Source organism: Paenibacillus sp. V4I9, from assembly GCF_030817295.1.
Lineage (GTDB): Bacteria > Bacillota > Bacilli > Paenibacillales > NBRC-103111 > Paenibacillus_E.
The window spans coordinates 6,177,605-6,190,226 of the sequence record NZ_JAUSZE010000001.1 but is presented as its reverse complement, the minus strand read 5'-3'; the positions used below and the strand labels follow the sequence as shown (position 1 = coordinate 6,190,226).

General features: G+C 46.8%; 12 protein-coding genes and 1 pseudogene. 6 read left to right on the top strand and 7 right to left on the bottom strand.

Features of this window, described 5'->3' with window-relative positions; genetic code table 11:
* Window positions 1-105: 105 nt before the first annotated feature.
* Complete coding sequence (locus QFZ81_RS28555) at window positions 106-1,092, bottom strand: Gfo/Idh/MocA family protein (RefSeq protein WP_307605546.1); 987 nt, start codon at window positions 1,090-1,092, stop codon at window positions 106-108.
* Complete coding sequence (locus QFZ81_RS28550; RefSeq protein WP_307605545.1) at window positions 1,089-2,099, bottom strand: Gfo/Idh/MocA family protein; 1,011 nt, start codon at window positions 2,097-2,099, stop codon at window positions 1,089-1,091. The genes QFZ81_RS28555 and QFZ81_RS28550 overlap by 4 nt, the downstream gene beginning before the upstream one ends.
* Before the next feature lie 117 nt (window positions 2,100-2,216).
* Here QFZ81_RS28550 and QFZ81_RS28545 point away from each other — a divergent pair, with 117 nt between their 5' ends.
* The 5 genes and pseudogenes from QFZ81_RS28545 to QFZ81_RS28525 all read left to right on the top strand — a co-directional run bounded on the left by QFZ81_RS28545 (window position 2,217) and on the right by QFZ81_RS28525 (window position 5,996).
* A complete protein-coding gene (locus QFZ81_RS28545) occupies window positions 2,217-3,062 on the top strand; it encodes a helix-turn-helix domain-containing protein (protein ID WP_307605544.1) in 846 nt (281 codons plus the stop codon).
* A 309-nt stretch (window positions 3,063-3,371) separates the two neighbouring features.
* The gene (sdaAB, locus tag QFZ81_RS28540; protein ID WP_307449393.1) at window positions 3,372-4,049 is read left to right on the top strand and encodes an L-serine ammonia-lyase, iron-sulfur-dependent subunit beta; all 678 of its coding nucleotides are present in this window, start codon (window positions 3,372-3,374) and stop codon (window positions 4,047-4,049) included.
* Window positions 4,050-4,938: pseudogene (sdaAA, locus tag QFZ81_RS28535) on the top strand (L-serine ammonia-lyase, iron-sulfur-dependent, subunit alpha).
* 278 nt (window positions 4,939-5,216) lie between these two features.
* A complete protein-coding gene (locus tag QFZ81_RS28530; RefSeq protein WP_307605543.1) occupies window positions 5,217-5,516 on the top strand; it encodes a hypothetical protein in 300 nt (99 codons plus the stop codon).
* 51 nt (window positions 5,517-5,567) lie between these two features.
* The gene (locus QFZ81_RS28525; protein WP_307605542.1) at window positions 5,568-5,996 is read left to right on the top strand and encodes a C40 family peptidase; all 429 of its coding nucleotides are present in this window, start codon (window positions 5,568-5,570) and stop codon (window positions 5,994-5,996) included.
* Between the two features lie 51 nt (window positions 5,997-6,047).
* On the opposite strand, the gene QFZ81_RS28520 is transcribed toward QFZ81_RS28525, so the two are convergent.
* The 5 genes from QFZ81_RS28520 to QFZ81_RS28500 all read right to left on the bottom strand — a co-directional run bounded on the left by QFZ81_RS28520 (window position 6,048) and on the right by QFZ81_RS28500 (window position 11,186).
* Window positions 6,048-6,980: a TauD/TfdA dioxygenase family protein gene (locus QFZ81_RS28520; RefSeq protein WP_307605541.1), complete on the bottom strand. Its 933-nt coding sequence runs from the start codon at window positions 6,978-6,980 to the stop codon at window positions 6,048-6,050.
* Between the two features lie 25 nt (window positions 6,981-7,005).
* Entirely contained in the window at window positions 7,006-8,349 is a 1,344-nt protein-coding gene (locus QFZ81_RS28515; RefSeq protein WP_307439131.1) for an LLM class flavin-dependent oxidoreductase, read from the bottom strand.
* 26 nt (window positions 8,350-8,375) lie between these two features.
* Window positions 8,376-9,212, bottom strand: a complete 837-nt coding sequence (locus QFZ81_RS28510) for an ABC transporter permease (protein ID WP_307439133.1) — start codon at window positions 9,210-9,212, stop codon at window positions 8,376-8,378.
* Complete coding sequence (locus QFZ81_RS28505; RefSeq protein ID WP_307439134.1) at window positions 9,205-10,083, bottom strand: ABC transporter ATP-binding protein; 879 nt, start codon at window positions 10,081-10,083, stop codon at window positions 9,205-9,207. Before QFZ81_RS28505 ends, QFZ81_RS28510 begins: the two co-directional genes overlap by 8 nt.
* 62 nt (window positions 10,084-10,145) lie before the next feature.
* A complete protein-coding gene (locus QFZ81_RS28500) occupies window positions 10,146-11,186 on the bottom strand; it encodes an ABC transporter substrate-binding protein (protein WP_307605540.1) in 1,041 nt (346 codons plus the stop codon).
* A gap of 217 nt (window positions 11,187-11,403) precedes the next feature.
* Between QFZ81_RS28500 and QFZ81_RS28495 the strand changes: the two genes are divergently transcribed.
* On the top strand, window positions 11,404-12,591 hold the full coding sequence (locus QFZ81_RS28495) for a helix-turn-helix domain-containing protein (RefSeq protein ID WP_307605539.1): 1,188 nt from the start codon (window positions 11,404-11,406) through the stop codon (window positions 12,589-12,591).
* Window positions 12,592-12,622 lie beyond the last annotated feature (31 nt).

Genomic DNA, 12,622 nt, shown 5'->3' with positions numbered 1-12,622 from the left:
TTCTAGCGTATTTTGAAATGTGCATAGGCCTTTCTTGATGGCAATGTCATCAAGAAAGGCCTATGTTTACTTTCCCTTGTTTCTATGCCTGTTCGGATTTAAGCCTTATAACAAAACGGGCTGCCCCAGTTCCACGGATTTGTAACCCGCTAAGGCGACAGCGGTTGAACGTAATCCATCTTCGCCGGTGATCGGCACCTGTTCGCCATTCAGCAGCGCATGAACGAATGATCTTATCAAGTAATCATCCATGGAGTCACCCCAGAAATTCCATACGCCCTTTCCATTTTCCATACTATATAGCTCGTTTTTTTGAGCAAAACCATCAATCGAAATGGTGCCTTTCGTACCGATGATCGTCATCGTCACATCTCCCCAGGTAGGGAATGACGGGTTCCGCGACCAGCTTGTGTCTAAGACGCCAAACACCCCACTTACGAACTTGACATGAATCATACCAGCATCATCGATATCCAGATTATCGTTAAATAAAGTGGCTGAATATGCGTATACTTCTTTCACTTCGGATTTGGTAATCCAATTCATCAAGTCCATGACGTGTACGGTATGGTCCAACAAAGCTCCGCCACCGGATAACTCCGATTGGAGGAACCAACCTGAAGGAAGTGAACCGCGATTGGTACCCTTAATGGCTACGATATCGCCGATCTCTCCCTGTTCGACCGCTTCCTTCGCTTTAATAACCGAAGCCAAATACCGGCATGGAAAAGCAGTCATAAGCTGAACTCCGTTTTCCTTACAAGCGGAAATCATGGCTTCCATTTCGGAGACGGAAATGCCAAGCGGCTTTTCGCATAGCACGTGTTTACCGGATCTTGCAGCCGCTATCGTTATCTCTGCGTGATGGGCATTTTCTGAGCAAATGACAACTGCGTCAAGATCTGTAGCGAGCAAATCCTTATAATTTTCATAATATTGCAAGCCATAATTGGTTGTTACTTCCTCAACTCGGCCTTTGATTTCGTCTGCGATACCAACGATTTCGACATTCGACATGGCCCTGAGCGAATTCAAATAAGAGTATGCATGGCCGTGCGCAAAACTGATCATACCTACTTTTAATTTCTTCATGCTGTCTCCTCCCCGAGCTTTGAGCTCAGCTGCAGTTGAACAGACTTTCCTGTCCGTACCGATTCCAGCGCAGCCATTGTAATTTCCAACGCTTTATAAGCATCACTAGCCGTTACGATGGATTCGCTTCCATCTCGAATGCATTGAATGAAATGAGCTATCTCCAAGTCATAGGGGCTAGAGAATCCTGGGCTTTGTGGAACTTCTGCGAAACGTCTGTCTTCTGAATCGGAAGGGGCCTTGCAGATTTGCAGAGAACTGCTTTTTTGGCTGTCGCTGCGTATGATGCCTTTGCTGCCCGCAATTTCCACGGCGGTTTGGAAGGGGCCTTGATATCCCCAAAATGCTTCCAGATTGGCAACTGCTCCATTTTCAAAAAGAAGAGTGACCAGAGCGTAGTCGATGTCATTTACGCGTTGATTCAAGCCATATACCGACTTAACTTCACCGACCGCCCAACGTAAAAAGTCAATATCGTGTATCATGAGATCGGCAATGACGCCGCCGCTTTTATCCGCTTCGTAGAACCAAGGTCTGAGATTCCCAGGATGTGAGCCTATCCGTTTGGCATGAACTACGCCGACTCGGCCTAACTTCCCCTCATCGATGGCTTGTTTCATTTGCACATATTCGGGAAAAAAACGAACAACGTGTCCGACAAAAAGACGAACGCCATTTTGTTCGCAGCATTGGATCATAGCTTCTGCATCTTCTAAATTAAGCGCGAGCGGTTTTTCGCAAATCACATGTTTTCCGGCTTCTGCCGCTTTCAACGTATATTCTTTATGTAAGAAGCTTGGCAATGTCACACTGACGACATCGAAATCAGTCTCTTCCAGCATGGCTTCAAAGGAATTAAAAGCAGGTGCACCTGATTTCGTGGATAGTTCTTGGGCTAGCTCGATATCAATATCGCAGACGCCAACTAGCTTCACATCAGGCATGTTAACGTAACTGAGGGCGTGTACATTTCCCATCCCCCCGCAACCGACAATGGCTACTTTCATGCAAACTCACTCCTCACTTTGATGTATAATTACTTCTAACTAAGTTATATCATATGCGTATTACTGGTTACCGTATATGCGTAAGAGCCGATCCCCTATCAAAATGCGTCGTTATGTATGAAGGTGTGGAGATTTACACAGTCGGGAAAAGAACAGAAAGATGTGAATCCCTGGCATTACCATAAAGAGGTTGAGTTCATTTTGGTTGAAGAAGGGACTCACGAAATTCAGACGCCTAATCACATCTACTCGCTTAATGCCGGGGATGTGGTGGTTATCGGTTCTTCCCAACTGCACAGAGGGCGAAAGATCAGCGACCAGGATCTCGTCTACATCGTGCTGCACATAGATCTTCAGCCTTATTTCGACCCGGCTATGATGATGTATTATAGGCATTTTTTGGAAATATTTCATCCTTTAGAAGAATTGAATTACATTTTCCGGGAAAACGAACAGGTGAAGAAGGAAATTGGCATGATCATCAAGGATACACATAGTGAGGTTATGGAGAAAAATAAAGGCTATGAAATCGCAGTCAGCATGCATATCAAGCATCTGCTCTTGCTGCTGCTTCGCTATGACAACCGGGAGTTGCTAACGACGCATGTCAATGTGGATGCCGATGCTGATATCATTCGATCGCTTGTAGCTTATGTGGACGACCATTTGACAGAGAAAATAGATATGGGAGCGGTGAGTCAAATCGCCGGTATGAGTTATTCTTATTTCTCGAAATATTTCAAAAAAAAGATGGGATCATCGTTTACCGATTACGTCAATCAAAAGCGTATTTCCAAAGCAGAGCGTATGCTCATTACCGAAACCCGTAGTGTGGGCGAAATTGCCGAATCTGTTGGGATAGAGAATATGGCCCATTTCTACGAGTTGTTTAAACGATTCAAAGGATGTACACCTAAACAATATCTTCGCAAAATGAGTGTGGACAGCCAAATCGTTACATAAATTCGGTTAGTGAATCGCTCCGAGGGAGAGATCGCTTTTTCATATATAAAGGTTGTTGAATATGTTACTATGATGAAAGACTCAGCCTTTGAATATAAAGGAGCCTACATCATGATTACCGTGACTGGTATCAAATTCATCAAGTCATTTTAAAAGACCCAACGATTATCGTTCTTTTTGGTAAATTGCAGGTCAATAACCGAATGAAGCAGTGGGAATATAAGGACACATTGAAGACTTGTCTTTATTGTATTCGCTTCATACAATGGGAGTAAAGGTAACAACACTATAGGTTAGGAGAGCTGCATGATGCGTTTTAAAGATGTGTTTTCGATCATCGGACCATCTATGATCGGTCCATCAAGCTCTCATACCGCAGGAGCGGTCCGGCTGGGTCGTGTCGCCAGACAACTGCTTGGCGAACAGCCGAAGAAGGTTGAAATCACACTATACGGTTCTTTCGCGGATACCTACCGGGGACATGGAACCGATTTGGCGCTCATTGGCGGTCTACTGGATTATGAAACCGATGATCCGCGTATTCCTACTGCTGCTGAAGAGGCTGAAGCGCTTGGAGTGGAGATTGCCTTCCTTACAAGTAAAGATAAAGCTGATCATCCCAACACCGTTCGATTCCTTCTTTCATCCGATACACGGGAATTGAGTATGACGGGAGCATCGATCGGCGGAGGCAATGTTGAGATTGTTAATGTGAATCAATTTGATGTGAAATTTACTGCGGTATATCCTACGCTAGTTATTTCCCATCATGATCGTCCAGGGATGATTGCAGATATTACCGCCATATTGGGGCGCAGCGAAATCAATATTGGTTTCATGGATTTGGATCGGAAAGGCCGCGATCGGGAAGCGATGACAGTCATCGAAACGGATGTATCGATTCCGGATTCGCTTATACAAGAGCTTAAGGATTTAAGTATGATATACGAAATAAAAAAAGTGGACCTCGCAGAAAGAGGCGAATAAATGAGATTCCGGACATTGAAACAATTAACGGAAGTATGTGCTTCCGAAGGATTAACCATTGCAGAAGTCATGCTTGCTGATCAAAGCCAAGAATCGGGTAAATCGCCTGAGTATGTCTTTGAAAAGATGCGGGCGTATTACCAAATCATGAAAGAAGCCGTCGCCAAAGGGATTGACAGAAGATACAACATCCCGAAGCGGGTTGACGGGGAAAGACGCTCAACGTGTTGCGAACTATATGACAACGACAGAAGCGTCTTTAGGCGAAGAAGCCTGCAAAGCGATGGCGTATGCACTCGCCGTTTCAGAAGTTAACGCTTCCATGGGACGAATCATCGCCACGCCGACGGCTGGCTCCTGCGGGATTATTCCAGGTGTTTTCATCAGCAGTCAGCAGCGATTTGGATGGGATGACGACCATATGGTCAATGGCTTGTTAAGCGCTGGCGCCATCGGTTATGTCATCGCCAACAACTCCTTCGTCTCCGGTGCAGAAGGTGGATGCCAGGCTGAAGTTGGGTCCGCCATTGGTATGGCAGCAGGTGCGCTCGTGGAGCTTCGCGGCGGTACGCCTGAACAGGCGATGCACGCAGTGGGGCTTGCGCTGAAGAACACCTTGGGGCTCATATGCGACCCCGTTGGCGGTTTGGTTGAGATTCCATGTATTGTCCGTAATGGTTTTGGGGCGGTTAATGCCATGGCAGCAGCCGATATGGCTTTGGCCGGTGTCAGATCCGTCATCCCTTCGGATGAAGTCGTTCAAGTGATGTATGAAGTAGGTACAGCAATGCCAGAGAAACACCGGGAGACAGCCAAAGGTGGCTTAGCTCAGACACCGACAGGCCAACAAATCATGAAAGAGCTGAATCTGGGTAAGAAGCAGCGGTAGTAATCAAGTCTGTGGGTGAGGTTCACCTGCGGTTTTTTTTTGTGTTGAAAATGTGGATTTCGGTCTTTGTGGATTAACTCCGTAACAATGAAAAACATGCTTAGAGTCGCTGGATTCACCCCATCTGACAAGGGATGCTACTGAGACGATGTTTTTATTGTTTTTTATCGTTAAATTGTTGGAACCCTGTAATCAGATACATGTTGTAGGCTTTTTTCATGTTTGTTTTTACAAAAATTTGGCATCCTAACAGCATCACATGACAAGGGGTTTATTGGATGACTTTGATGATGCGGAAAATCGTCTTTAGTTTGTTGCTGGCCAGCACATTTTCTATACTTAGCGGATGCTCCCAGAAATCAAAAATTGAGCAGCAGGGTATTAAGGAACATTCGAACCTTGCCATAGAGCGTGAGACCGATAATAGAATGTCGGACTGGAATTTAACGAGCAGCGATGCGGAGCTGTATATAGGGGATTTGGGGGTAGATCAGCTCTATACAAGCAACCAGGTGAGGAGCTTGGAGACTGGGAGTGCGAAGCAGGCACTCTTACCTAACGGCTTTCCCTTGATTTAGGCATTCCCCAATCCCTCCATCGTCCCCAAACAAGGAAGCTATGTAGAGAACTTGATAGATACGGCCATCAGTTACCTGGGGACACCTTATGTATATGGTTCTAACAGATTGGAGCCCTCTTCGTTTGACTGCTCTGATTTCACACGTTGGGTGTATTTGTATGCACTCGGGATGGATTTGCCTTGGGATGCCAAAAATCAGGCCGCCTACGTAGATGCCTTGTCTAAACGCAAGTACCGTGATATAAGCAAGGCGCGGCGGGGAGATTTATTGTTCTTTACGAGTTTTCGAGGCAATCGGGCAGCGGATTATGCAGGGCTGGATGCTTCACAGAAGCCCATTAGTCATATGGGAATTTATTTAGGAGATGGGAAGATCATTCATTCGGCTTCAAAGAAAACAGGCGGGGTTCGGATCGATCAGATTTTTGAAAAGCATTTGCAGTACCGCTTTATATTGGGCGGCGGGATACTGGATTAGCAAACAAATGACCCACTACAAGGCCAATTAGCCTTGTAGTGGGTTATTTATTTAAGCACTCGTTTTGGTTAACGACTCGGATGGCTGTTTGATACGTGTTACACTTTGTCGGCCATCGATACCCACTGGAATATCGCCGTCTACAGTGACTCGGCGCACAATCCGATGCTGGTCACCGTAATCGTTGATCGCATAGTGCTGCGTTGCGCGATTGTCCCAGATCACGACATCTCCGGCAGACCAGCGCCAACGAACCGTATTTTCAAGCTTAGTAATATGCCCCTGAAGTAGAGACAATAGTTGGGCAGAATCTGCGGAAGAAAGGCCCAGGATTTTCTTCACGAAATGGCCAAGCACAAGGGTGCGTTCACCCGTCTCGGGATGCACACGAACGATCGGATGCTCGGTTTCATACACCGTGGAAGCAAATACTTCCCGATGATGACGCTCTTTCTCGGGAGAGACTACAGGACGCTGCGCGGCATAATCGTAGTCGTTGCTGTGCAGTGCCCATAGCTGATCAACAAGGGTACGCAGCTCAGAGGGGAGGTGCTCATAAGCGGCAGCGGTATTCGCCCAAACCGTGTCACCGCCAGAAGCGGGTACCACGACAGCACGGAGAACAGAGGCCTGCGGGTAAGCATCGACGAAGGTCACATCAGTATGCCAAGAATCGGCCCGCCCGCCATGAGCGGAATCAAGTTCAAGAACGTAATCAGTGCCGGTTTTAATTGGCACCGTCGGATGAGCAACAGGATCACCAAGCAGGCGAGCAAAAGCCTCCTGTCCCGCGTCATCCAGCTGATGCTGATCACGAATGAAAATGACTTTATGCTGCAATAACGCCTCGCGGATCGTCTTAACCGTCTGAGTATCCAGATCAGCGTTAAGGCTCACCCCTTTTATTTCTGCGCCAATTCTGCCTGCAATCGGAAGCACCTCAATGTGACCGGGAGTTACCTTAACTTGTTCATTTGTACTCATACGAATTACCTCCATTAAATTATATTTATGCGCCTCCAACGGCAGCAGTCGCATACTGATTAGCAGGTCGGGACAAGCCCAAATGTCCCCGCAGGGTAGTTCCTGAATATTCCGTGCGGAACAATCCTCTTCGCTGCAGCTCCGGTATGACGAACTGTGCGAATTCTTCCAATCCGGCAGGTAAATAAGGCGGCATCACATTAAAGCCGTCACTGCCCCCGTGTAAGAACCATTCTTCAAGCTGGTCGGCAATTTGGATAGGTGTACCAGCAAACGTACGATGACCACGTCCGCCTGCGAGACGATGAAGAAGGCCGCGAATGGTTAAATTGTCGCGCTTTGCTAAATCAGCGACCAGCTGGAAGCGGCTTTTATTCCCATTGATGTCGGACAAGCTTGGCAGCTCCGGCAGCGGTCCATCCAACGGATATGAGAATAAATCAATGTTCATCATATTGGACAACTGATTCAGCCCATATTCCGGAACGGTTAATTCGTTTAATTCTTGCTCTTTTTCTTTGGCTTCTGATTCGGTTCGACCGATAATAGGGCAGATGCCCGGTAAGATTTTCAACTGCTCAGGAGATCGGCCATACTTGGCAAGTCTTGATTTTACATCTGAATAAAACTGTTGGGCCTCTACAAGTGTTTGCTGAGCAGTGAATATGGCCTCCGCATATTGAGCGGCGAATTCTTTGCCAGATTCGGAAGAACCGGCTTGAACAAGCACAGGATATCCCTGTGGAGACCTTGGTATATTTAGTGGTCCGCGTACTTTGAAGGTGTCGCCGACATGATTGATTTCCCGGACTTTACTTCGATCTGCGAAGGTACCTGATTCTCGATCAATGATCAGGGCTTCATCTTCCCAGCTGTCCCACAGACTGGTCGTTACGTCTAGAAATTCTTTGGCCCGTTCATAGCGCTTGCTGTGCTCCAAATGGTCATCTTTACTGAAATTGCTAGCCTCAAATGAGCTACCGGAAGTGACGATATTCCAGCCTGCTCGACCTTTGCTTATGTGATCCAACGAGGCAAATTTGCGGGCAACATGAAAGGGTTCATTATACGTTGTAGAGACGGTGCCGATAAGTCCGATATGATCAGTTACCGAGGCTAAGGCAGAAAGCAAAGTGAAGGGTTCAAGCCCAACAAACGCGCCATGCTTAATGTTTTGACTGACCGCCAATCCATCTGCCAAGAAGAGGGAGTCGAATTTAGCCTGTTCTGCAATTTGCGCAATCCGTTGAAAATAACGAATATCCGTAATATTCTCCGGCTCTGTGTTCTTATGTCTCCATGATGCTTCATGATGTCCCGTATTCATGATGAATACATTTAAATGCAGTTGTCTTTTCTCTTTGCTCATGATCACTCACGCACCCTTTTATTTTTTTACTCACTGTAGGTTTGCTTCCAGCCTGTTAATCTCTTCTCCAGCGTAACGAGTAGGTAATTAATGATTAAACCAATAACCGAAATAGAGATAATGCCTGCGTACATATTCGTGATTTGAAAGCTGAACTGTGTGTATTGAATTAAGTAACCGAGACCGGACTTCGCACCGACCATCTCAGCGGCAACGAGCACTAGAATAGAGCCGGCTCCAGCCTGCCGAATGCCTACGAAAATAGTCGGAGTTGCAGCGGGGATAATCACTTTGCGAAATAAGCTGACTGGCGATAAACCCATCGAACGAGCTGACTTGATCAAAAGTGGATCGACATTTTTGACGCCGCTAATGGTGTTCAGTAGAAGCGGGAAAGTGCAGGCATACAGCACGATGGCAATCTTCGAGGTTTCACCCAGACCGAGCAAAAGAATGAAAACCGGCAGTATGGCAAGTGCGGCCGTATTTCGCAATAATTCGAGCAAGGGATTGAGATACTCCGATACGGGCTTCCACCAACCGATGGCGAGGCCAAGAGGGATGCTGATGAGGATTGCCAGCGTAAATCCGCTCAAAGAACGCGATAAGCTGGCTATTGTATGCTCGGTAAGATCACCCGCCAGCAGCAACTGCCACCAAGCAGCCGCTATTTCGGAAATCGGAGGGAAGAACGTTCGATCAACGAGACCTACACGAGGCGCCACTTCCCATACGAATAGCAAGGCAACGATGACAATAGCATTTTTGAACAGTTTTCTGAGCTTCGCTAAGGACCATAGGGCGACATCAAAGCTTTCTTTTTCACGAAGAACCAGGGCTTTCCCCGCATTCACACTAGCCATTACTCACGCCCCCTTTTAACGCAGATTTATTGTGCTCAAAGCCATCCAAGCTCTTGGCTATTTCTTGCTGCTGGGCTCTTGTTACTTCGTCTTTAAGCAAATCCCACACCTCGTGGCGCAGCTTGACGAAGTCAGGATGAGATCGCAAATCTTCTTCACTTCTACGTGATTCAAAAGGGATATCAATGACTTTCTTGATTCTCCCTGGACGAGAGGTCATTACAGCGACACGCTGGCCTAAGTAAACCGCTTCTTCAATGCCATGCGTGATGAAAATAATCGTTTTTTTCGTAGCCTCCCAAATACGCAGCAATTCGCTTTGCAGGGTTTCACGTGTTTGCGCATCAAGCGCAGCGAAGGGTTCATCCATCAGCAGCACTTCGGGATCGTAGGCCAAGCTTCTGGCGATCGCAACCCGCTGTTTCATGCCTCCTGAAATCTCATGGGGATAACGGTTTTCGAAGCCGGCAAGCCCAACTAGATGAATAAACTCTAGGGCTATTTTGCGGCGTTCTTTGCGACCCACCCCTTTGGCTTCGAGGCCAAACTCCACATTCGCAAGCGTCGTCTTCCACGGGAAAAGCGCATACTGCTGAAACACGATACCGCGATCTAGATTCGGTCCTGTAATGGCCTTGCCGTCTAACAAAATCTGCCCGCTGCTTGGCTTCGTTAAACCCGCAAGTAAGTCGAGCAATGTTGATTTGCCGCAGCCGCTAGGGCCGACGATGACCATGAACTCGCCCTTCTTCACCTCCAAATTGATATCCTTTAGGGCGGAAATAGGCTGTGAATCTTCTTTCAAATGCCCTAGGTTTCTTTGGATTCGAAACGATTTCTGCACATGCTGAATGCTTATTTTAGCTGTCATTTGCAGCACCTCCATAACGGTTTCACAAGTCTGAACCAGGCTTCATAAGCCAGATACTTCATCTACTTCTTCTCATTTACAAAAGGATTGAATTCATTCGTGTACAGTTCTTTGATCTTCAATTGCCCTTCTTTAAGGACGCCTTCGTTCTCCAGCCAATGGATCCAAGTATCGAATTCCTTGTCAGAGATCAAGCCGCCTTTACCGGCAACACCGGTGCTTTTCCAAAACTTCACAGTAGAAGTATCTTCTTTTCTGCCTCGGGCGTTAATGATTTTCTCATAACGAGCAACGACTTCATCCCGCGGTGTTATGCGAGCCCACTCAATAGCTTTGGCGGTTGCCTCAACAAATTTACGCGAGGCATTCGGATTCGCTTTGATGAATTTATCAGTCAGCACGTAACTGCCAGCACTAAAGGTGCCAAACAGATCGATATCCTTAAACAAAGGGTGAATGCCTCCGCGCTCCAGCGCTTTGTCACGCAGCACGCCGCCTAGTGTGGCTACATCGATTTGTTCTGCGCGCAGCGTCTGTTCCGTCGTGACCGGCGGTACGACAACTAGCGTTACTTGCTTAATCTCCTCCGTCGTTAGGCCGGCTCTGTGCAAGTATTCCTTAATGACGAATTCATGGTGAGCTCCTAGTGTATTCACTGCAATCTTTTTGCCAATTAAGTCCTTTGCAGATTTGATCGGGCTGCCATCTAAAACGTAATATCCCGTCCACGTATTCTCATCGACACCATAGTAAGCAATAACTGGCTTAATCGGAGCTTTGGCAGATATCAATTTCACGATAGCCCCATTAAAAGCTCCGCCAAAGTCGGTATCCCCCGTAACGACGGCTTGAATATCTTGAGGACCACTAATCGTATTGCCGATAAATTTCAGCTTCAAAGGAGCTAAGTACCCCAGATCATCAGCTAATTCTGGAAAAGTAACGGAGCCAACACCTCCTTGATAACGAAGCTCAGTGACTTCAGGTGCGCCGCCGCTCGCAGATGCAGTCGCTTCTGTTTTGCCGCAGGCTGTCAATAGTAAAGAGGAAGCAAGAAGTAATACGATGGCTGTCGTGCAGCCTTTTTTAGCAAAATGAGTCATGTTCATATCCCCCTAACGATAATTTGCTTTCGTTGATTTCTAACCAAGTTATCTCCAGAGGTCTGGTCGTAAATTGCATAATTCCTATAGACTTACTATGAATATATTTCTATAATGAAATATAATCTCAGCCCACCCAACTGTCAATGAATTGGAAACACATGAACATGAATGACGATGAATGACCATCTTAACCCCGGCAGGAGGCGCGATGACCATGACCAACCAGCGATTCAACCTCATTTCTTTGCATGATGCGATCGATTTGCTTGGTGTAAGCCGATCCACCTTTGACAGATGGCGTAAATTAAAGCAGCTGCCTTTTGTGAAAATAGGGAAAGAAATCTTAATTGATAAGAATGAACTGGAGCAGTGGGTTCGTCTTCACTCTTTTAGCATACAGAATCCGCCATTTGCCTCAGGTGCAGCAACAACTGTCACTTCTCAGGAGCTATCGACGATAACGGTTGGTTATCAGAGCGGAACGGCCCATATGTGGACAGCACTCATCATGAAAGAGCTTGGCTGGTTGGAGGAAGAGCTCATCTTAGTCAATCCTAGCCGTTCTGTGCATGTAAAATGGTTGGATGCAGCTAATGGAACGTTGCTGCTGCAAGGATTGATTGGGGGCAGCATCCAGATTGCTTCCTTGGGAGACTATCCGATTGCACTTAGTCAATCACTGAGTCAGACGCTGCCTGCATTTCGCCCTATTCTACTGGCCTTTGACGGCAAAACCTCCGGTGGGCAAGGGATTTCACTCGTTATGCGCAAAGGGCTGGAGATCAACGATATTTCGGAGATCTGTCAATGGCCGCTTTCATCGGCAGCGCAATCGAGTGCGGGTTATCGTTTATCGAAGCTGCTTCAATCGCTTGGAGGTCATGAGAATCATTTTGAACATAAAGAAATGGATGAATGCATGGCGGGGATCGTGAAGCGGAAGCTTGCCGGAAGTGTCATGTGGGAGCCGTATATTAGCTTGGCTCAATACCACGGCGTAGGTCAGGTGCTTTTTCCAGAGGGAATAGGGGAGAATTATTTGACGGGAATTGTTGCGGATGAGAATTGGGCGCGACATCATGAAGGAGACGCAGTTGCTTACTTAAAAGCACATGTTCGGGTCCATACGTTTATCCGCAATAATCCTCATGCAGCTGCCGAGCTTATTTCCCGAGCCAAAGGAATTCCTCCAGAAATTACAGCACGCATAATCGCTAAAGTTAGATGGGATGCTGCTTTTTATTCGAAAGATATGAACGCTCTACAGCAGCTATCAGTTCCATTATCCCAAAAAATTTGTTTCAAAGGTGAATATTTACAACAAGCCATTAAGGCATTAAAGCTGCCTCTAGTGAGCTGCGATCCGTTGGAAGGGGATTGGGCTGTGGAGCAGTTGTACTAATTGCAAAGAGGCTTTCGCTTCGCTTCATTTC

Excerpts from the sequence above, each read along its gene's own strand:
- QFZ81_RS28555 (WP_307605546.1), bottom strand. The coding sequence starts at position 1,092 with ATGAAGAAATTAAAAGTAGGTATGATCAGTTTTGCGCACGGCCATGCA.
- QFZ81_RS28550 (WP_307605545.1), bottom strand. The coding sequence starts at position 2,099 with ATGAAAGTAGCCATTGTCGGTTGCGGGGGGATGGGAAATGTACACGCC.
- QFZ81_RS28545 (WP_307605544.1), top strand. The coding sequence starts at position 2,217 with ATGAAGGTGTGGAGATTTACACAGTCGGGAAAAGAACAGAAAGATGTG.
- sdaAB (WP_307449393.1), top strand. The coding sequence starts at position 3,372 with ATGCGTTTTAAAGATGTGTTTTCGATCATCGGACCATCTATGATCGGT.
- QFZ81_RS28530 (WP_307605543.1), top strand. The coding sequence starts at position 5,217 with ATGACTTTGATGATGCGGAAAATCGTCTTTAGTTTGTTGCTGGCCAGC.
- QFZ81_RS28520 (WP_307605541.1), bottom strand. The coding sequence starts at position 6,980 with ATGAGTACAAATGAACAAGTTAAGGTAACTCCCGGTCACATTGAGGTG.
- QFZ81_RS28515 (WP_307439131.1), bottom strand. The coding sequence starts at position 8,349 with ATGAGCAAAGAGAAAAGACAACTGCATTTAAATGTATTCATCATGAAT.
- QFZ81_RS28510 (WP_307439133.1), bottom strand. The coding sequence starts at position 9,212 with ATGGCTAGTGTGAATGCGGGGAAAGCCCTGGTTCTTCGTGAAAAAGAA.
- QFZ81_RS28505 (WP_307439134.1), bottom strand. The coding sequence starts at position 10,083 with ATGACAGCTAAAATAAGCATTCAGCATGTGCAGAAATCGTTTCGAATC.
- QFZ81_RS28500 (WP_307605540.1), bottom strand. The coding sequence starts at position 11,186 with ATGACTCATTTTGCTAAAAAAGGCTGCACGACAGCCATCGTATTACTT.
- QFZ81_RS28495 (WP_307605539.1), top strand. The coding sequence starts at position 11,404 with ATGACCAACCAGCGATTCAACCTCATTTCTTTGCATGATGCGATCGAT.